Source organism: Kribbella sp. CA-253562 (assembly GCF_050942265.1).
Classification (GTDB): domain Bacteria; phylum Actinomycetota; class Actinomycetes; order Propionibacteriales; family Kribbellaceae; genus Kribbella.
Genome location: NZ_CP192049.1, coordinates 8,450,688 through 8,468,959, shown reverse-complemented (window position 1 = coordinate 8,468,959; position 18,272 = coordinate 8,450,688). Strand labels below are relative to the sequence as shown.

At 70.2% G+C, this 18,272-nt stretch carries 23 protein-coding genes; 14 read left to right on the top strand and 9 right to left on the bottom strand.

Annotated elements, in window-relative coordinates; translation table 11 throughout:
- The first annotated feature begins 24 nt into the window (after positions 1-24).
- On the top strand, positions 25-1,029 hold the full coding sequence (locus ACQPXM_RS40385) for an LLM class flavin-dependent oxidoreductase (RefSeq protein WP_432943269.1): 1,005 nt from the start codon (positions 25-27) through the stop codon (positions 1,027-1,029).
- Between the two features lie 53 nt (positions 1,030-1,082).
- On the opposite strand, the gene ACQPXM_RS40380 is transcribed toward ACQPXM_RS40385, so the two are convergent.
- Entirely contained in the window at positions 1,083-1,571 is a 489-nt protein-coding gene (locus ACQPXM_RS40380; RefSeq protein ID WP_432943268.1) for an Lrp/AsnC family transcriptional regulator, read from the bottom strand.
- 136 nt (positions 1,572-1,707) lie between these two features.
- On the opposite strand from ACQPXM_RS40380, the gene ACQPXM_RS40375 reads away from it, so the two are divergent.
- Positions 1,708-2,850, top strand: a complete 1,143-nt coding sequence (locus ACQPXM_RS40375; RefSeq protein ID WP_432943267.1) for a trans-sulfuration enzyme family protein — start codon at positions 1,708-1,710, stop codon at positions 2,848-2,850.
- 40 nt (positions 2,851-2,890) lie between these two features.
- On the opposite strand, the gene ACQPXM_RS40370 is transcribed toward ACQPXM_RS40375, so the two are convergent.
- The gene (locus ACQPXM_RS40370) at positions 2,891-3,463 is read right to left on the bottom strand and encodes a ClpP family protease (RefSeq protein WP_432943266.1); all 573 of its coding nucleotides are present in this window, start codon (positions 3,461-3,463) and stop codon (positions 2,891-2,893) included.
- A 127-nt stretch (positions 3,464-3,590) separates the two neighbouring features.
- On the opposite strand from ACQPXM_RS40370, the gene ACQPXM_RS40365 reads away from it, so the two are divergent.
- The 3 genes from ACQPXM_RS40365 to ACQPXM_RS40355 are packed head-to-tail and all read left to right on the top strand — an operon-like array spanning position 3,591 to position 5,301.
- The gene (locus ACQPXM_RS40365) at positions 3,591-3,950 is read left to right on the top strand and encodes a helix-turn-helix domain-containing protein (protein ID WP_432943265.1); all 360 of its coding nucleotides are present in this window, start codon (positions 3,591-3,593) and stop codon (positions 3,948-3,950) included.
- A gap of 2 nt (positions 3,951-3,952) precedes the next feature.
- Entirely contained in the window at positions 3,953-4,906 is a 954-nt protein-coding gene (locus tag ACQPXM_RS40360; RefSeq protein WP_432943264.1) for a pyridoxal-phosphate dependent enzyme, read from the top strand.
- Positions 4,906-5,301, top strand: coding sequence for a GNAT family N-acetyltransferase (locus ACQPXM_RS40355; protein WP_432943263.1), 396 nt, complete (start codon positions 4,906-4,908; stop codon positions 5,299-5,301). Before ACQPXM_RS40360 ends, ACQPXM_RS40355 begins: the two co-directional genes overlap by 1 nt.
- On the opposite strand, the gene ACQPXM_RS40350 is transcribed toward ACQPXM_RS40355, so the two are convergent.
- Positions 5,288-6,157, bottom strand: a complete 870-nt coding sequence (locus ACQPXM_RS40350) for a hypothetical protein (RefSeq protein WP_432943262.1) — start codon at positions 6,155-6,157, stop codon at positions 5,288-5,290. The genes ACQPXM_RS40355 and ACQPXM_RS40350 overlap by 14 nt on opposite strands.
- A gap of 103 nt (positions 6,158-6,260) precedes the next feature.
- On the opposite strand from ACQPXM_RS40350, the gene ACQPXM_RS40345 reads away from it, so the two are divergent.
- From ACQPXM_RS40345 to ACQPXM_RS40335, 3 genes are all read left to right on the top strand, one after another.
- Positions 6,261-6,839 carry a DUF4865 family protein gene (locus ACQPXM_RS40345; protein ID WP_432951183.1) on the top strand — a complete coding sequence of 193 codons (579 nt, stop codon included), beginning with the start codon at positions 6,261-6,263 and terminating at the stop codon, positions 6,837-6,839.
- 114 nt (positions 6,840-6,953) lie between these two features.
- Positions 6,954-8,162 (top strand): MFS transporter, encoded by a 1,209-nt coding sequence (locus tag ACQPXM_RS40340; RefSeq protein ID WP_432943261.1) that lies wholly within the window; start codon positions 6,954-6,956, stop codon positions 8,160-8,162.
- 120 nt (positions 8,163-8,282) lie between these two features.
- Entirely contained in the window at positions 8,283-9,224 is a 942-nt protein-coding gene (locus ACQPXM_RS40335) for a DMT family transporter (RefSeq protein ID WP_432943260.1), read from the top strand.
- Here the strand turns inward: ACQPXM_RS40335 and ACQPXM_RS40330 are convergent.
- A complete protein-coding gene (locus ACQPXM_RS40330; protein ID WP_432943259.1) occupies positions 9,152-9,835 on the bottom strand; it encodes a TetR/AcrR family transcriptional regulator in 684 nt (227 codons plus the stop codon). The two genes, ACQPXM_RS40335 and ACQPXM_RS40330, sit on opposite strands and share 73 nt — an antisense overlap.
- A 54-nt stretch (positions 9,836-9,889) precedes the next feature.
- On the opposite strand from ACQPXM_RS40330, the gene ACQPXM_RS40325 reads away from it, so the two are divergent.
- Positions 9,890-10,801, top strand: coding sequence for an SDR family oxidoreductase (locus ACQPXM_RS40325; RefSeq protein ID WP_432943258.1), 912 nt, complete (start codon positions 9,890-9,892; stop codon positions 10,799-10,801).
- Here the strand turns inward: ACQPXM_RS40325 and ACQPXM_RS40320 are convergent.
- Together ACQPXM_RS40320 and ACQPXM_RS40315 are read right to left on the bottom strand one after the other, a co-directional pair.
- The gene (locus ACQPXM_RS40320) at positions 10,792-11,526 is read right to left on the bottom strand and encodes an MBL fold metallo-hydrolase (RefSeq protein WP_432943257.1); all 735 of its coding nucleotides are present in this window, start codon (positions 11,524-11,526) and stop codon (positions 10,792-10,794) included. The two genes, ACQPXM_RS40325 and ACQPXM_RS40320, sit on opposite strands and share 10 nt — an antisense overlap.
- Before the next feature lie 17 nt (positions 11,527-11,543).
- Entirely contained in the window at positions 11,544-12,104 is a 561-nt protein-coding gene (locus ACQPXM_RS40315) for a LysE/ArgO family amino acid transporter (RefSeq protein WP_432943256.1), read from the bottom strand.
- Between the two features lie 106 nt (positions 12,105-12,210).
- Here ACQPXM_RS40315 and ACQPXM_RS40310 point away from each other — a divergent pair, with 106 nt between their 5' ends.
- Genes ACQPXM_RS40310 through ACQPXM_RS40300 form a run of 3 tightly spaced genes read left to right on the top strand, consistent with a single transcriptional unit; the run spans position 12,211 to position 13,954 of the window.
- Positions 12,211-13,095 carry a LysR family transcriptional regulator ArgP gene (locus ACQPXM_RS40310; RefSeq protein ID WP_432943255.1) on the top strand — a complete coding sequence of 295 codons (885 nt, stop codon included), beginning with the start codon at positions 12,211-12,213 and terminating at the stop codon, positions 13,093-13,095.
- 45 nt (positions 13,096-13,140) lie between these two features.
- Entirely contained in the window at positions 13,141-13,725 is a 585-nt protein-coding gene (locus tag ACQPXM_RS40305) for a TetR/AcrR family transcriptional regulator (protein WP_432943254.1), read from the top strand.
- 34 nt (positions 13,726-13,759) lie between these two features.
- Entirely contained in the window at positions 13,760-13,954 is a 195-nt protein-coding gene (locus ACQPXM_RS40300) for a hypothetical protein (protein ID WP_432943253.1), read from the top strand.
- A 12-nt stretch (positions 13,955-13,966) separates the two neighbouring features.
- Here the strand turns inward: ACQPXM_RS40300 and ACQPXM_RS40295 are convergent, their stop codons facing one another.
- The gene (locus tag ACQPXM_RS40295) at positions 13,967-14,839 is read right to left on the bottom strand and encodes an SCO6745 family protein (protein WP_432943252.1); all 873 of its coding nucleotides are present in this window, start codon (positions 14,837-14,839) and stop codon (positions 13,967-13,969) included.
- A 63-nt stretch (positions 14,840-14,902) separates the two neighbouring features.
- Positions 14,903-15,436: an N-acetyltransferase family protein gene (locus ACQPXM_RS40290; RefSeq protein WP_432943251.1), complete on the bottom strand. Its 534-nt coding sequence runs from the start codon at positions 15,434-15,436 to the stop codon at positions 14,903-14,905.
- 113 nt (positions 15,437-15,549) lie between these two features.
- Here ACQPXM_RS40290 and ACQPXM_RS40285 point away from each other — a divergent pair, with 113 nt between their 5' ends.
- Positions 15,550-16,782, top strand: a complete 1,233-nt coding sequence (locus tag ACQPXM_RS40285; RefSeq protein ID WP_432943250.1) for a calcium:proton antiporter — start codon at positions 15,550-15,552, stop codon at positions 16,780-16,782.
- Positions 16,783-16,802: 20 nt separating this feature from the next.
- Here ACQPXM_RS40285 and ACQPXM_RS40280 read toward each other — a convergent pair whose 3' ends face one another.
- Positions 16,803-17,162: a YybH family protein gene (locus ACQPXM_RS40280; protein WP_432943249.1), complete on the bottom strand. Its 360-nt coding sequence runs from the start codon at positions 17,160-17,162 to the stop codon at positions 16,803-16,805.
- A 70-nt stretch (positions 17,163-17,232) separates the two neighbouring features.
- Between ACQPXM_RS40280 and ACQPXM_RS40275 the strand changes: the two genes are divergently transcribed.
- Positions 17,233-18,270 (top strand): amidohydrolase family protein, encoded by a 1,038-nt coding sequence (locus ACQPXM_RS40275; RefSeq protein ID WP_432943248.1) that lies wholly within the window; start codon positions 17,233-17,235, stop codon positions 18,268-18,270.
- Positions 18,271-18,272: the final 2 nt, after the last annotated feature.

Genomic DNA, 18,272 nt, shown 5'->3' with positions numbered 1-18,272 from the left:
CGGTTGTACGTGACGAGTGAAGCGATGCCGCTGTCCGTCCTCGACCTCTCCCCGGTGCCGACCGGGACCAAGCCGTCGGAGGCGTTGCACGAGACACTGGAACTGGCGAAGACAGCCGAGGCGGCCGGGTACCACCGCTTCTGGCTCGCCGAGCACCACAACATCCCGAGCGTCGTCAGCTCGACGCCCGAGGTGATGATCGCGGCCGTCGCCGCCGTCACGTCGACGATCCGGGTCGGCTCCGGCGGCATCATGCTGCCGAACCACTCGCCGCTCAAGGTCGCCGAGACGTTCCGCGTGCTCGCCGGTCTGCATCCCGGCCGGATCGACCTGGGCATCGGCCGCGCTCCCGGCACCGACCAGCGCACCGCGCTCGCCCTCCGCCGCAGCCGCGAGGCGCTGTCCGCCGACGACTTCCCCGACCAGTACGCCGAGCTGCGCGCGTACGCCGAGGGCTTCCCGGCCGGCCATCCCTTCGCCCCGATCACGGCGCAGCCCGACGACGTCCCGCTGCCGCCGGTCTGGATCCTCGGCTCCAGCACGTACGGCGGCCAGGCAGCCGCCGCGCTCGGCACCGGCTTCGCGTACGCCGGCCACTTCGGCACGCTCGACCCGTCCGGCGTGATCAGCACCTACCGCGAGCAGTTCCAGCCCTCGCCCGACCAGTCACAGCCGCACGCGATCCTCGCCCTGGCCGCCATCGTCGCCGAAACCGAAGAGCGCGCCGAGCAGTTGGCCCTCGCCAACGCCCTGTCCATCCTCCGCCTGCGCTCCGGCCGCCCCGGCCCGATGCCGTCGCCGGAGGAAGCCGCGGCGTACCCGTGGTCCGAAGGCGAGAAGGCCGCCGTCGAGGAGTGGTCCGGACTGGTCTCCGCCGGCACTCCCGACCAGGTCACCGCCGACCTGCGCCGGCGCGCCGAGTCAGCCGGCGCCGACGAGCTGATCATCACCACGTCGATCCACGACCCGGCCGAACGACGCCACTCCTACACACTGCTCGCCGAAGCCTGGGGCCTGAAGCCCCGCTGACCTTTCGGTTGTCCACAGGCCGGGGATAACCACGGAGTTGTCCACAGGCCGGCTCACGCCCGGACGTGCTCGAAGATCAGGCTCGTCTCGGCGTGCACCACCGCGGGATCCGCGGTCAGGTGGTCGAGCACGAAGTCGCGCAGCGCGTCGGGTGATTCCGCCGCCACGTGCAGCAGGTAATCGTTGGCGCCGCTGACGTGGAACAGCGACAGTACGCCGGGCAACCGCGGGACCATCGCGCGGAACCGGTCGATCTCGTCGCGGGAGTGCGCGCCGATCCGGATCGCCACCATCGCCTGGAGCGGGCGGCCGAGCGCGGCCAGGTCGACGTCGGCGTGGAAGCCGCGGATCACCCCGCGCTCGCGCAGCGCCCGGACCCGCGCCAGGCAGGTCGAGGGCGCGATCCCGGTCGCCTCGGCGAGCGCGTTGTTCGGCATCCGGCCGTCCGCGCTGAGCAGCCGGACCAGTTCCAGGTCGACCTCGTCGAGCCCCGCGGGCACCGGCCGGGGCGCCGGTCCGGGGGTCCGACGATCCTTCGGCATGACATCACTGTAAGGGCCATCCACAGAATCCACAGCGTGTGGACAGACCTGTGGACGAATTTTCTTCGGAACTCTTGCCAGTCTCTCGCAGAAGATTTCATCCTGGCCGCACCGCAGACGGACCGAAGGAGGCTCGATGACCGTGTCGGACACCCGCGCCGTGCACACCGGCCGCGACGACCTGACCGCCCTCGGGGTGCACGTCCCCCCGATCGACCTCAGTACGACGTACCCGCTGTCCGGCACCACGGCAGGCGGTGCGGCGTACGACCGGCTGGCGGGCGGTGGCGAGCCGGGCGACGGCAGCCTCGTCTACCAACGGCTGTGGAATCCGAACGTCGCCCGCCTCGAAACCGCGCTGGCCGAGCTGGAGAGCGCCGACGGCGCAGTCGCGTTCAGCTCCGGGATGGCCGCCTTGACGGCGGTGCTGCTCGCCACCGTCGCCGCTGGAAAGCCGCATGTGATCGTCGTCCGCCCGCTCTACGGCGGCTCCGACCACCTGTTGTCCACAGGCCTGCTCGGTACGACGGTCAGTTGGGTGACCGCGCGGACCGTCGCCGAGGCGATCCGCCCTGACACCGGGCTGGTGCTGCTCGAAACCCCGGCCAATCCGACCGTCGAGCTGACGGACATCGCCGACGTGGTCCGGCAGGCCGCCGGCGTACCGGTGGCTGTGGACAACACCTTCGCCACCCCGGTGCTGCAACAGCCGACTCGGCACGGCGCCACGCTCGTGCTGCACTCGGCCACGAAGTACCTCGGCGGTCACGGCGACCTGATGGGCGGCCTGGTCGCCGGAACGACGGACTGGGTCGCGCGGCTTCGCCAGGTGCGTGCGGTGACCGGAGCTCTGCTCTACCCGCTCGCGGCGTACGAGTTGCACAGGGGACTGCAGACGCTGCCGATCCGGGTCCGTGCGCAGCAGGCGGGTGCGGCGAAGGTGGCCGACTGGCTGAGCACCCATCCGGCTGTGGACAAGGTGCACTACCCCGGTTTGCCCGAGTGCGATCCGCGCGGGCTGGTGGGTCGGCAGCAGATCGGGCCGGGCGCCGTACTGGCCTTCCGGACGACTCGGGTCGATCAGTTGCTGGCCAAGCTGGAGCTGATCACGCATGCGGTGTCCCTGGGCGGTGTGGACACGCTGATCCAGCGCCCGGCCGCACTGACCCACCGCCTGGTCGCGGACGAGGCCAAGCCGGACCAACACCTGCTCCGGCTCAGCATCGGCCTCGAAGACCCGGAGGACCTGGTCAAAGACCTCGACCAGGCGCTCGCCTAGCGACCACCGGCGCCCGCGGCTCGGGGGAGCGGGCGCCGGCTCAAACGCTGACCGGCTGGGTCAGCACCTGGTCGACGATGCCGTAGTCGAGCGCCTGCTCCGGCGTGAACCAGCGGTCCCGGTCGAAGTCCTCGGTGATCCGGTCGACGCTCTGCCCGGTCCGCTCGCTCAGCAGCGTGGCCAGCTGCTGCTTGGCCAGCAGCGACTGCTCCGCCTGGGTCTTGATGTCGCTGGCCGTGCCGCCCATCCCGCCGGACGGCTGGTGCATCATGATCCGCGCGTGCGGCAGGCTGAACCGCTTGCCCGGCGTACCACAGGCGAGCAGCACCTGACCCATCGACGCGACCAGCCCCATCGCGTACGTCGACACGTCGTTGCTGATGAAGTTCATCGTGTCCAGGATCGCCAGCCCGGCCGAGACCGAGCCGCCGGGGGAGTTGATGTAGAGCGAGATCTCCGCCTTCGGGTCCTCGGCGTTCAGCAGGATCAGCTGGGCGCACAGCGCGTTGGCGTTCTCGTCCTTGATCTCGTCGCGCAGGACGACGATCCGCTGCCAGAGCAGCCGCTGGTAGATGTGCTGGTCGAGGTCGGTGGTTCGCATGGTGTCGCTCATGTCCTCCAGCCTGACCGCGACCGGGCCCGGCGTCGCCGGAATCTGCCCGTGGCAGATCTGCCCACCGCAGACCCGGCCGGGATGGCACACTCGGTACAAGGACCACGCAAGTCGAGGAGGACCGGACGTGCTGCTTCGCCAGGTGATCGGGAACGTGTTCCGCCGGCTGCGGCGCGAGCGGGGGATCACCCTGCGCGAGCTCGCCGAGGTGGCCCAGGTGTCGGTGCCCTACCTGTCCGAGATCGAGCGCGGCCGCAAGGAGCCCTCCTCGGAGATCCTCGCCGCGATCTGCCGGGCGCTCGACCTGGAGCTGTCCGACCTGCTGGCCGAGGTGCAGTTCGACCTCGCCACCGCCGTCAGGTCGACGCTGCCGGTCCGCCTGCAGACAGCGGCCATCCGGGTGCAGGAGTCGGCCCCGCAGCGGATCGGCACCTCCTCGCCGCAGACGTACTCCACCTCGGCCCGGGCGTTCGCGCTGGTCGCCTAGGAGTGCTCTACCGCTCCCGCACAGCCCGCTCGTCGCGGACGCGGCCGGCGCCCGCCGAGGTGCTGGCCTTCCACCAGGGCCTGGCCGACTACGCGCCGACCCCGCTGCACGACGTACCGGCGCTGGCGGATGAGCTGGGCGTCGGACGCGTCCTGGTCAAGGACGAGTCGCGGCGGCTGGGTCTGCCCGCGTTCAAGGCGCTCGGCGCCTGGTGGGCAATCCACTGCGCGCTGCGGCCCGACACCGAAGAGCTGGTCACCGCGACGGACGGCAACCACGGCCGCGCGGTCGCCCGCCGTGCGCGCCTGCTCGGACTGCGCGCGCACGTCTTCATCCCCGACGTGGTCGGTTCCGCCGCCATCGACGCCGTTCGCGACGAAGGCGCCACGGTCACCGTCCTGCCGATCTCGTACGACGACGCGGTGGTGGCCGCAGCCGAGTCGGTGACCGCTGGACGCCTGTTGATCCAGGACTCGGCCTGGCCCGGCTACGAGGAGATCCCTCAGCTCATCGTCGACGGCTACTCGACCCTGTTCCACGAGATCGACGTGGAGCCCGACCTGCTCGTCGTACCGATGGGAGTCGGCTCGGTAGCCCAAGCAGCCGTCGCCCACTGCACCAACGTCCTCGGCGTAGAGCCCAGCAGCGCGGCCTGCATCACCAGCAGCCTGCTGGCCGGTCACCCGGTGACAGTGGAAACCAGCAGCACCGTCATGGCCGGCCTGAACTGCGGTACGCCGTCCAGTCTGGCCTGGCCGGTTCTGCGAGATGGACTGCACGCGTCGGTGACTGTGGAGGACCCGCAGGCGCTGCAAGCCGTCGCTGACCTTGCGGCGCTGGGCATCTCGTCCGGGCCGAGTGGAGCGGCCACGCTGGCCGGACTGCGAGCTGCGCGCGACTCGTTGAACCTGTCCGGTGACAGCACCGTCGTACTGATCAGCACGGAGGGGCGCTGATGGAGCTGCGTATCCGGTTCCCGGTCGACGACGAGGTGCTCTCGGCCCTGCACGCGCTGGCCTTCGGGTCGTCGCCGGGCTCCGTCGAGCCCTGGGCCGCTCGGCTGGAGCGGCACGCGCTGACCTGGGTCGGTGCCTTCGACAACGACACGCTGATCGGCTTCGTCCAGGTCTGCTGGGACGGCGGCGCCCACGCCTTCGTGCTGGACACCGCGGTGCATCCCGACCACGGTCGTCAGGGAATCGGCGCGCAGCTTGTCGCCCGAGCCGCCGAGGAGGCTCGGGCGGCGGGCTGCGAGTGGCTGCACGTCGACTACGAGCCACACCTCACCAGCTTCTACGTCGACGCGTGTGGCTTCGCGCCCACCGACGCTGCGCTGCTCAAACTCCGCTGATCGCGGTCAGACGCTCAGTGGAGACGCAGGAGATCAGGCAGCGCTCCTTGGCGTCGCCCAGCAGGTCAGCGGTCCACCGGGTGAAGCCGCCGTCGCCCAGCTCGTTGCCGTCGACACCGATCCCGATGGCGGTGCCGGCGTAGTAGCCGGCGCCCTTGGTCCGCGTCGCGTCCTCCTCGAGCTTCACCGGCAGCCCCGGCCGTACCGTGTCGTCGATCCGCTCCCGCACCGCGCTCGGCGCGAACGTGGTGAACGTGAACTCCGCCCGCTCACCCAGTACGGCGTACCAGTAGCGCAGGTGATCCAGCAGCAGCTCCGCCTCCGTGCGGCCCGACCCGGTGTCCCGGGCCGACGAGACCAGCGCGAACAGCTGGAAGTGCGCGAACATCCCCGGGCCGTCGTTCAGCTGCGCCCGGACCACGCGCTGGCAGGTCGCCAGGTCGACCCGCTCGGCCCCGGCGCGACGCCGTACGGCGGCCTCGAGGGCGAGCTCGTTGGTCGGGTCGCTGGCGACCTCGGTGTTCCGCATGGTGGTGAGCACCATGTTCTGGTGGATCGTGGCGACGGCTGAGCAGGAGCCGAGCGGAGTGACCGGCGACAGCTCGACACCGGCGAACCGCTCCGGCAGCAGGTCCCAGAGACGGGCCTGAGTCCGGACCAGCGCGCGCGGGTCGGCCGGCGACGGCTGGACGAAACGATCCTTGCGCCAGCGGTCCATCAGTCGGGCCGGAGTCACCTTCGCGGCGCGCTCACGGCTCACCTCCAGCAGCGCACTCTGCAGGTCGGACGGGCTCAACCCGTCGGCCAGCGCCTCCCGGCTCCCCGCGGGGAGCTTCGCCCAGATCCGATCGCTCATGGCTCAACCCTGACCGAAAGGCGGGATCGGCGCGCGGCAATTTCCTCTGTACCTACTAGTATGTTCGGGACGCTGACCGAGAGGGGAACAGGCCGTGTACGCGATGCAGTACGAGGTGACCTTGCCGGCGGACTACGACATGGGCATCATCCGGCGCCGCGTGCTGGACCGCGGCCGGGCGACCGACGACTTCGAGGGACTCGCGCTGAAGGCCTACCTGGTCCAGGACCAGGCCAACGGCGCCGCGGTGAACCAGTACGCGCCGTTCTACCTGTGGAACGAGACCGCGGGCATGGCCCGGTTCCTGTGGGGCGGCGGATTCTTCACCGGTATCTGCCAGTCGTTCGGCCGGCCGTCCGTACGGCACTGGACCGGCGTGGACTCGCTGCCCGGACCGGACGTCGACCAGCCGGCCGTGGCGGCGACGAGGAACACGCTGTTCCTGCCGCCGGAAGTCGATCCGGCCGGCCCGGTGGCCGAGGCGGTGGAAAGTCTGCGCGACACCGCCCGGCTGCCCGGGGTGCACAGCTCGGCGATCGCCGTCGATCCGTCCCGGTGGGAACTCGTGCAGTTCACGCTGTGGAGCGGCGAGCCCGGGATCGTGCCCGGGACGCGGTACCAGGTGCTGCACTTGTCCACACCCGGCACAAAAGAGCTGCTCGCGGAACGCGTTGCCGGGTAAATTCAAGGCATGAGACTTTCGAGCCCGTTCCTTTGACGCCCTGACCGCCTCTCGGTCCGCATCGTCGCCTACGAGGCGCTGCAGGACCTGATCCCGCTGTATCCGCTGTATCAGTTGCTGTTCGAAGACCATGGGCTGTCGTCCACCCAGATCTCGACGCTGTTCATCATCTGGTCGGCGACGGCGTTCGTGCTGGAGATCCCGTCCGGTGCGCTGGCCGACGTGTTCTCCCGCCGCAAGCTGCTGATGCTCGGCCCTGCGCTGACCGGTCTCGGCTACGCGTCCTGGATCGCCTGGCCGTCGTACGGCGCCTTCGCGCTCGGTTTCGTGCTCTGGGGTGCGGGCTCCGCCCTCATCTCCGGCACCTACGAAGCCTTCGTGTACGACGAACTGGCGGCGCGCGGCTCCACCAGCAAGTACGCGAGCCTGCTCGGCAAGGCCAGGTCGGCCGCGCTGCTCACCAACCTGACCGCCACGCTGCTGGCGATCCCGCTGTTCGCCCACGGCGGCTACCTACTGGCCGGAGCGGTCAGTGTCTTGAGTTGCCTCGCACAACTACTTGTCGCCGCGTCGCTGCCGGAAGCGGCCCGGGTCGCCTCGGCCGACGAAACAGCCGCCGACGAAACAGCCGACGACCTCGGGGCTGCCGATCGGGGCGCATCCACAGGTGGTGGCTGGCGAGGTGCGATCGAGCGGTACCTCGCGATGCTGCGCGCCGGACTCGGGGAGGCGGCCACCAGTCCGGCGGTGCGGAAGGCGGTGATGCTGGTGGCGCTGCTCGGTGGATTCCTGGCGTTCGACGAGTACTTCCCGTTGCTGGCCAGGGGAGTGGGAGCGTCGAACACCCTGGTGCCGCTGCTGATCGCCGGGACGGTGGCGGCGCAGGCGATCGGCGGCGCGCTGGCCGGACCGGCGTACCGGCTGCCGGCGTCGGTGTTCGCTATCGGCCTCGGTGCGACGGCCGGGTTGATCGCCTGGGGATCGCTGAGTGGCACGGCGGCGGGCTTCGTCCCGATCGCGCTCGGGTACGGCGTGATGCAGCTCGTCATCGTCGTCGCGGACGCTCGCCTGCAGGACGCGATCGAAGGTCCCGCCCGGGCGACCGTGACGTCGGTGTCCGGATTCTTCGCCGAGGTCTTCGCCGTCGCGGTGTACGCCGGGTTCGCGCTCGGCGCGGTCTGGCTGAGCCTGCCCATCCTTGTCGCCGGGCTGACCGTGCCGGTTCTGCTGACCGCGCTGATCACCCCGACAGCATTGCCACCACCACCGGAGAAGGAGGACGACCTGACCACCGGCGCTCTGCCCGGTCCCGCCGACAACTGACGACTCACACACTGACGCCGCCATCCGTTCCAACAAGGAGTGACGTCCGGCCGCTTCGGCGCCGGCCGAAGTGTTCCGGACCTACGGTCGGTGCATGACCGACGAAACGAGGTGTTCCCGATGACGGACCGGCGACAGACAGTGCTCGCCGCGAGCGCGGCTGCCGTGACCATCGTGCTGTGGGCCTCGGCGTTCGTCGCGATCCGCCACGTCGGCCACGAGTTCTCCGCCGGCGCGCTGTCCCTCGGCCGCCTGGTGATCGGCAGTCTCCTGCTCGGCGTCCCCGTTTTCACCCGCCCTCGGCGTCTGCCGGTCAAGCGCGACTGGAAACTGCTGGTGGTCTGCGGCCTGCTCTGGTTCGGCGTCTACAACGTGGCGCTCAACGAAGCGGAGCAACGCCTCGACGCCGGTACGGCCGCGATGCTGGTCAACATCGGGCCGTTGCTGATCGCGGTTCTGGCCGGACTCCTGCTGAGCGAGGGATTCCCGCGCCGCCTGGTGATCGGCAGCGCCGTCGCGTTCGCCGGCGTACTCCTGATCGGTACGTCGTCGTCCGGCGGTCAGGCCGAGACGTGGGGAGTGATCCTCTGCGTCCTGGCCGCCGTCGCGTACGCCATAGGTGTTGTGGCCCAGAAGCCCTTGCTGGCCAGGCTTCCCGCGCTGGAGGTGACCTGGATCGCCTGCACGATCGGCGCGATCAGCTGCCTGCCGTTCGCGCCTGCGTTGGTTCGCGAGACCGCCGCCGCGCAACCCTCGACGATCTGGTGGGTCGTGTTTCTCGGTGCGTTCCCGACCGCGCTCGCCTTCACGACCTGGGCCTACGCGCTGGCCCGGACGAGTGCCGGCCGGATGGGCGCGACGACCTACTTGGTTCCGCCGCTCACGATCTTTCTCGGCTGGCTGCTGCTCGACGAATCACCAGCACCGCTCGCGTACGCCGGCGGAGCGCTCTGCCTGCTCGGCGTCGCGATCTCGCGGCTGAAGTCCGGTCAGCGCACGGTCGACTCGATGCCGTTGACCAGCACCGTCAGCGCCGACTCGAAGCCGCTGTCGAAGTCGTAGTGCAGCCCCTCGCGGCCGAGGCTGCGCACCACGCGAGTCAACGTCGGCGCCTGGCCGTCGGGCAGCTTGTCCACCCGGTCGACCAGGTCGGGCGCGAGGTCGAAGGTCGCGGCGCGCACCGAGAGCTCGCCGAGCAGGAAGCCGTGCACGAAGTCGACGATCGTGTTCACCGACTCGAAGATCGCGCGCGGCGCGAGCCCACCGCGGTCGAGCGCCCGGTAGAACGGCTCGACCGTCACCACCACCACGTCCGACACGGCGGACGGATCCGAGAGCACCTGGAGCGCCAGGTTCGGATGCGCTCGCAGTGCGGCCCGATAGGCGCGCGCCGCGTCCTTCAGTTCGTCCTGCCAAGAAGCCCCGGGTCGCGGCCGCACCGACTCCAGTCCCGCGAACACGACCTCGGCCAGCCCGGCGAACACGGCCGCCTTGTTCGGCAGGTGGTGGTAGATCGACATCGGGTTCACGCCGAGCGTGCCGGCCAGCCGGCGCATCGTCATCGCCTCGACGCCCTCGTCGTCGACGATGCGCAGCGCGGCCGCCAGGATCGCGTCCCGGCTCAGCCGCTCCGCCCCGGCCCGGGGCCGGCCGGGCTTGCCAGCAGTATTCATACGCCGTATGGTAGCGGAATCGTACAACGTATGGTTTAAGGAGAGGGTGGGGGTATGAGCAAGCCGCTGGAAGGCAAGGTCGCGCTGGTCGCGGGTGGCACCCGAGCCGCCGGGCGCGGGACGGCGATCGCGCTGGGAGAGGCCGGCGCGACCGTCTACGTGACCGGCCGGACCACGCGGACCCAGCAGTCGGAGATGCGGCGCCCGGAGACGATCGAGGAGACCGCCGAGCTGGTCGACCAGGCCGGCGGCCACGGGATCCCGGTCCAGGTGGACCATCTCGAGCAGGATCAGGTCCGCGACCTGGTCGCCCGGATCGAGCGCGAGCAGGGCGCCCTGCACATCCTGGTCAACGACATCTTCGGCCTGACCACGATGGAGTGGGACAAGACGGTCTGGGAGTCGTCGCTCGACGTCGGGCTGCGGACCTTCCGGCTCGCGGTCGAGACGCACGCGATCACCAGCCACTTCGCGCTGCCGTTGCTGATCAAGCAGCCCGGCGGCCTGGTCATCGAGATGACCGACGGCACCGACGAGTACAACGCGACCAACTACCGCGTCTCGTTCTTCTACGACCTGGCCAAGGCCGCGGTGAACCGGATGGGCTTCTCCCTCGCGCACGAACTGAAACCGCACGGCGCCACCGCGCTCTCGCTCACCCCCGGTTGGCTGCGGTCGGAGGCGATGCTCGACGAGTTCGGCGTCACCGAGCAGAACTGGCGGGACGCGACGGAACGGATCCCGCACTTCGCCATCTCCGAATCACCGCGGTACGTCGGCCGCGCGGTCGCCGCGCTCGCGGCGGATCCGGACGTCGCGCGCTGGAACGGGCAGTCCCTGTCCAGTGGTCAGCTCGCACAGGTCTACGGTTTCACCGACCTCGACGGCAGCCGGCCGGACGCCTGGCGCTACATCGTCGAGGTCCAGGACCCGGACAAGCCCGCCGACACCACCGGCTACCGCTGATCGCAGCTCAGATGCGCAGGCTCGACCGGCACGCCCAGTTCGGCCGCAAGCCGTAGTACCTCGCGCCGGGACGTGACAGCCACAGCAGGCTCCCGCTCGTACACGTAGACCAGCTCAGGCCAGCGGGCCTGAGCTGGATGCACCAGCACATCCCCAGCCAGCAAGGCTCGATCGGTCAGCACCGACTGGTGCCCCGGGGTGTGTCCGGGCGTCGGCAGCAACGTGAGCCCGGCAAGCGTCACCCGCCCGTCCACAGCCCGCAGTTGCGACCCGAGCGGCTCGATCAGGTTCCGGTACGTCGTACTGCCCCGCGCGTGGTCGAGCTCAGCCTGCTGCACCACGTACGTCGCGTTGCCGAAGCGCGGCTGATCGCCATCCGTGTTCCAGCCCGCGTGGTCGAGGTGGACATGGGTCAGGATCACCGTGTCGATCTCAGCTGCGCTGACCCCAGCTGACTCGAGCAAACCAGGCAGGCGGCCCGCCGTACCGAGCCACTGGGCCGCCTCGCCGCCTGCCGGGCCGATGCCGGTGTCCACGAGTACGGCGTGGCGGTCGGTGGTCACCAGGTAGGAGTGGAAGTGCAGGAGCCAGCCGCCGTCGGGGGCGACGTTGCCCGGCGCCTGGGACTCGGTCCAGCTCTGGTGGTCCACCGACCAGCCGGGCAGCGCGTCGCCGATCGGCTCGGGAAACACTGCCACGGCGTCGCACAGCACGGTCACGTCCACCCGGCCATTGTTCGGCCTCAGGGGATCAGCATCCAGGCACCCAGCGCGGTCATCACCACGGCGATCCCACCGTCGAGGAACTGCCAGGCGCGCGCCCGGGCGAAGACCGGGCCGAGCTTGCGCGCGAAGTAGCCGAGCGAGAAGAACCAGAAGAAGCTGCCCGCCACCGCCCCGATCCCGTAGAGCCAGCGGCCGTCCGTGCCGCGCTGGTTCGCCAGGGAACCGAGCAGCACGACGGTGTCGAGGTAGACGTGCGGGTTGAGGTAGGTGAACCCCAGGCAGGTCAGCAGCACGCTGCGCAGTGCGGCCGGGGCGTGATCCGCCGCCGTCAACGTGCTCGGCCGGAACGCGCGGCGGGCCGCGACGGCGGCGTACCCGAAGAGGAACAGCGCACCGGCGTACTTGGTGATGGTGAGGGCCGTCGGGTTGCCGGTGAGCAGTGCGCCGAGGCCGGCGATGCCGCCGGTGATCAGCAGCGCGTCGGACAGTGCGCAGATCAGCACGACCGGCAGCACGAACTCGCGGCGCAGCCCCTGGCGCAGGACGAAGGCGTTCTGCGCGCCGATCGCGACGATCATGGACAAGGTCGTGGCAAAGCCGGCCAGGAGATTCACATCCTCGACGGTAGGGAGCTCGGCGTCGGTAAACCAGCTAAAGATTCTTCAGTGGCATTAGCATCGCTTCATGCAACTCGACTCGTCCCAGCTGGACACCTTCGCGGCCGTGATCGAGGAAGGCAGCTTCGACGCGGCCGCGCGGCGACTGCGGATCACGCCGTCCGCGGTCAGTCAGCGGATCAAGGCGCTGGAGAGCCGGGTGGGGCAGGTCCTGATCCAGCGCGGCAAGCCGGCCCGGACCACGGCCGCGGGCGACGCGTTGCTGCGGCTGGCCCGGCAGGTGTCGCTGCTCGAGGTCGAGGCGATCGCCGCGATGAAGGGCACGATGGAGGGACTGCGCGTGCCGATCGCGGTCAACGCCGACTCGCTGAACGGCTGGTTCCTGCCGGCGCTGCTCGCCGTACCGCGAGAGCTCGTGACGGCGTTCGACCTGCGGCAGGAGGACCAGGACCACTCCGCCGAGCTGCTCCGCGCCGGCTCGGTGCTCGCGGCCGTGACCGCCGATCCGCGACCGGTCCAGGGCTGCCGGGTCGTACCACTCGGCCGCATGCGCTACCTGTCGATCGCCACCCCCGAGTACGCCGACCGCTGGCTCGCCGGCCGCCCACTCGCCGACGCGCTCGCGGAAGCGCCGTTGCTGGTGTTCAACGCGAAGGACATGCTGCAGCACCGGCTGATCCGCAAGGTGACCCGGCGCCGGCTGGACCCGCCGGTGCACTCGATTCCCGCGCCCGGCCCGTTCGTCCGGGCGATCCGGCTCGGCCTGGGCTGGGGCATGATCGAGGAGGAAGTGGTCGAGGCCGACCTGGCCGCGGGGCGGTTGGTGGAAGTTGCCAAAGGCAAGTATGTCGACGTGCCGCTGTACTGGCAGTACTGGAAGCTCGACTCGCCGGTCCTCGACGCCCTGACGGCGGCGGTCCAGCGGGCCGCGGCCGACGGGCTCCGGACCTGAACACACGTACCAGACGTTTGTGCGAGGCGTCGCTAGGATCGCGGCATGGGTAATCGTGAGGCGTTGATCGAGGGCGCCAAGCTCTGCCTGCGGGACAACGGTTACACTCGGACCACCGCGCGGGACATCGCCGGTGCGGCCGGGGTCAGCCTGGCCGCGATCGGGTACCACTTCGGCTCCAAGGACGCCCTGCTGAACGAGGCGATGCGCCAGGCGCTCAGGGAGTGGAGTGACGAACTGGGCCGCACGATGAGTGCGGGGCCGAACGCCGCGGCCGCACCCCAGGACCGCTTCGCCGCGACGTGGGCGTCGGTGATCGACACGTTGTCCGACCCGGTCAGCCGCGCGCTGTGGACGACCCAGTTCGAGGTGCTCAGTCAGGGATCTCAGCTGCCCGATCTGCTGCAGGCCGTGGCGACTCTGCAAGGCGAAGCTCGCGAGAACCTGGCCGCGCTGTTCGGCGTGGCCGACGACGACTCCGACGAGGTGAGCGCGCAGCGGGTCGGGTCGTTCCTGCAGGCTCTGCTGCTCGGAGTGGTGGCGCTGACGATGTTCGACCCGGAGCGGGCTCCGCGCGGTGAGGACATCGCCGCCTCCGTCCAGCTGATCGCCGCCAAACTCGCCCGCTAGGCTCACTCCACCCCGGTCGAAAGGTCGTCCCGCTGTGAAGAAGATCGTCGCGATCGCGTTCGGTGTGCTGCTGACCGTCGCCGGCGTGATCTGGACCCTGCAGGGCCTCGGCTACGTCGGCGGCAGCTCGATGACCGGCAGCTCGTTCTGGGCGATCGCCGGCCCGATCGTCGCCGCGCTGGGCGTGGCGCTGCTGTACGTCACCTTTCGCGGGCCCCAGAAACGCTGACCAGCGAGTTCGTCAGCTCAGTTCCGCCGCGGGCCACCGCAGCGCCATCGGATTGTCGGGCGGGATCAGCCCCGACGTCATCAGCGTCTTGCTGATCGGGCGTACCAACCGCTCGAGCTGCTCGGCCTTGTCGTCGCCGAGTGCCCGCCACCCCTGATCGGCCAGCCGGTCCGTCGTCGCCTCGACCTCCCGCCGTACGGCGGCCCCTCGTTCGGTCAGCTCTCCGTCGGCACCGAGCAGCCCGCGCTCGCGCAGGTCCTTCGCGGCTTCGGCCCACTCCTCGTCGCTCCAGCGCCGGTCCCGCTGGTAGACGTCCTTCGACGGTCCACCCGATGCGGCGATCGTGAGATTCGCCTGGCACGGGCTGAGTCCGGCGGCAACCAACGCCGCCACATGCCCGTCACCTCGCGACTCCCGCAGGATCGTCGATGCCTGCCACAGCACCAGATGCGCGTCGTCGGGCCAGTCCAGCGCCGCGTTGGCCGCGCCCAACGGCCGTCCGGCCACCGGTGCCTTCTCCGCCGCCTCCCGGCTCACCTCGGCTGCGCGCCGGACGTCAGGACTTCCGGCCCAGTCCGGCAGGATCCGCCGTACCGCCGCGTCGACCGCCTCCAGCCGCGCGGCCAGCAACTGTTCGGGCGAGGCGTAGCCCCAGACGTCCGGGACCGCCCGCGCCACCATGCTCGGGTGGAAGTTGTAGAACACGGCGGTCACCACCCCGGCGCCCACCCTGCCCAGCGGCGCCGCGCGGCAGCCGAAGTAGCTCATCCACCCACCCCGCAACCCCAGCTCATCGGTTGCTCGCCGGGTCTCCGGCGCGAAGTAGGTCACCGCATGAACCGGCTCCAGCACCCGCCACAGCCGCCTCGCCCGCGTCTCGGTCATCTACCGATCCAAACACGTTCCTGGACATCGCGCCCGGTTTGCGGGGCGCGCTGTCCGGACGGGCTACGGCTGGCGAATGGGCAGCGGGCGGTGCATCACGTGCAGGCCCACGTAACCGTGGGTGGGGTGGTGGAAGGCCTCGGGAACGGTGCCGATGATGCGGAAGCCGAGCGACTGCCAGAGGTGGACCGCGGCGGTGTTGGTCTCCACCACGGCGTTGAACTGGATCGCCCGGAACCCCCGCTCGGTGGCCCAGGTGATCATGTCCTCGCAGAGTGTGCGCCCGACGCCCTGGCCCCGCGCGCTCGCGGCGACCATGAAGCTGGCGCTCGCGACGTGGGCGCCGGGACCGGGGCGGTTGGGGTACATGTTGGCACTGCCCAGAATGTTGCCCTCAGCATCGATCGCCACACTGGTGCGGCTGGTGACCGCGCTGGACGGGGACATCCACAGGTCGCGGGCCTGGTCGTCGGTCAGCGCCGGGTCGTAGGCGTAGGTCTGCCCGGCGGCCACGATCTCGCGGAAGAACGGCAGGATCGACGGCCAGTCGTCGGCGCGGGCGTCCCGCACCCGGATCGTCGTCGGTGAAACCGTCACTGTTCCGCCTTCCCTGATGCTCGATCCCTGGCACGGGATCGATGCGAAAAGCATCACGGTGCCAGGCGGCGGATGCCAACTCATTTGTGCGGAACCGAATAGAATCGGAGGGGATGACGAACTCCACGGTCCAAGGGTTGCCGCGCTGGAGTCTGGCCGTGCCCCCGCTCGCGCTCGTCGTACTGGTGCTGTCCTGGGGGCGAGATCTCGGGGCCATCCTGCTCGTGCTGGTGTGTGCCGGGCTGGGAGCGGCGGTGATCGCCGCGGTGCACCACGCCGAGGTCGTCGCGCACCGGGTGGGTGAACCGTTCGGCACGCTGATCCTCGCGCTCGCGGTGACGGTGATCGAGGTCGCGCTGATCGTGACGCTGATGGCCTCCGGTGGTGACAAGGCCGCGTCGCTGGCGCGCGACACCGTGTTCGCCGCGGTGATGATCACCTGCAACGGCATCCTCGGGTTGTCGCTCGTGGTCGGCTCGCTACGGCACCGGACCCAGCAGTTCCGCGTGCACGCCTCCGGCAGTGCGCTGGCCGTCATGACCGCGCTGGTCACGCTCAGCCTGGTGCTGCCGACCTTCACCACCAGTACGCCGGGCGCGACCTTCAGCGGGGCGCAGCTGGCGTTCGCCGGGGTGGTGTCGCTGGTGATGTACGGCGTGTTCGTGTTCGTGCAGACCATCCGGCATCGCGACTACTTCCTCCCGGTCGAGCACGCGACGGACGGCGACGCCGGGCGCGTGGCGCAACGGGATGGCGGGCGGAGGGAAGAACCGCGGGCCGGCGCCGCTGTCGCGGCGCGGGACGGGGAGTCCGAGGCGAGCGCCGAACTGGCTGTGGAAGTCGTGGACCAGGAGGAAGACGACGAGGAAGCGCACGCCGCCGCACCGAGCGGCAAGGTGGCGCTGATCAGTCTCGCGCTGCTCTTTGCCTGCCTGGTCGCCGTGGTCGGCCTCGCGAAGACGGTGTCGCCGAAGCTGGAAGCCGCCGTCGAGTCGGCCGGCGCCCCACTCGCCGTGGTGGGTGTGGTCATCGCTCTGCTCGTGCTGCTGCCGGAGACCGTCGCCGCCGTCCGGGCCGCGCTGCGGAACCGGCTGCAGACCAGCCTCAATCTGGCGCTCGGCTCCGCGCTGGCGAGCATCGGGCTGACGATCCCGGCGATCGCGGTCGCGTCGATCTGGCTCAGCGGACCGCTCGTGCTCGGCCTGGGCGGCAAGGAGATGGTGCTGTTCGCCCTGACCGTGGTGGTCAGCCAACTCACGCTGGCCACCGGCCGCGCCACGCTGCTGCAGGGAGCCGTTCACCTGATGGTGTTCAGCGCCTTCCTCTTCCTCGCCGTCAGTCCCTGAGAGGTTGCTTGAGGCAACCTTCACGGTGCCTGCATCCACCACTCCGTGAACTCGTGCGCCCGGCCGCTCCGCTCCAGCCGGATCACCCACAGATTGCTGAACTCGGCCGGCGGTGTCGTCAGATACGTCGTCCAGCCCCGGACGAACCCGACGCCGTCCCCGAACCCGAGCACCTCGTACTCGAACGTCGTCTCACCCGCCGCGTCCGCGACCTCCAGCCACGCCTGCACGATCGCGTCCCGGCCGCGCACCGGCTCCTCGTCCGGCCGCCGGTAGAACACGGCGTCCTCGGTCCACAGCGCGGCGATGTCCTTCGGGTCGTTGGACTCCCACGCCCGCCGGTACCGCCCGACCCATTTGTCCAGGTCCTTCTCCCGCATGACTGCATCCTGCCTCCTGAGCGACCGGGCACGCACCGCTCGCGGCCCTCTTGCCAGAGAAGATCCGAAGATGACGACCTGGACCTTCGACGGAGTTTGCCTGCCTGTGGACCAGTCCGTCCGCCTGCGCTTCGGTTCGGGCGACGACCAAAGGCTGCCCGGCCGGTTCGCGCTTCCGGGTCTGGTCGACGCGCACTGCCACCTGACCGTCGGCGCCGACGAGCACGGGCCGTTGCTCGCCGGAGACGAGACCGCTGCCGCAGCCCGCCTCGATCAGCTCGCCCAGGCCGGCGTCAGCGCGGTCCGCGACGTCGGCGGCCGGCGCGAGATCACCCTCCAGTTCGCCCGGAATCTCCGCGAGGATCGCCCGATCGTGGTCGCGGCCGGCCGGTTCCTGGCCCCGCGAGGTCGCTACTTCCCTCGCATGTACGAGCCGGTGGAGGCCGACGAACTGCTGGCCGCCGTCGAGGCCGAGCTGGATGACGGCGCGACCTGGGTCAAGCTGGTCGCGGACTTCCCCGCGGTCGGCCCGGACGGACCGATCCGCGGCAGTGCCGTCGAGCCGTCGTACGAGATCGGCCTGGTCGAGCAGGTGGTCGAAACGACGCACGCGAAGGGTGGGCGGGTCGCGGCGCACACCAACAGCCCGTTCGTGAGCGAGTTGATCCGGGTCGGTGTCGACTCGATCGAGCACGGCACCAGCATCACCGAGAAGGACCTGGCGGTTCTCGGGAGGCGTGGCGGGGCTTGGACACCAACCCTTTGCGCGTCGATCGGTGGGCACCCGGACGAGACTCCGGAGCGCCGCGAACGTCGGCTGACCACGGCGAAGTACCTGACCAGCATGCTCGAACTGGCCCACGAGTACGGCGTGACCGTGCTGACCGGCTCGGACGTGGTGGGATCCGTCGCCCGTGAGATCGAATTGCTCACCTCCCACGGCCTTGATGTCAGCCAGGCGATGGCAGCAGCGACCACTGCGGCCTGGAACTACCTGGGCCTGCTCGACGACGGCAACCTCGTCACCTACGACGCAGACCCGCGGGAGAGCCCGGAGGTACTCGCCACTCCTGCGGCGGTGATTCTGCACGGCCACCGGATCCGCTGAAG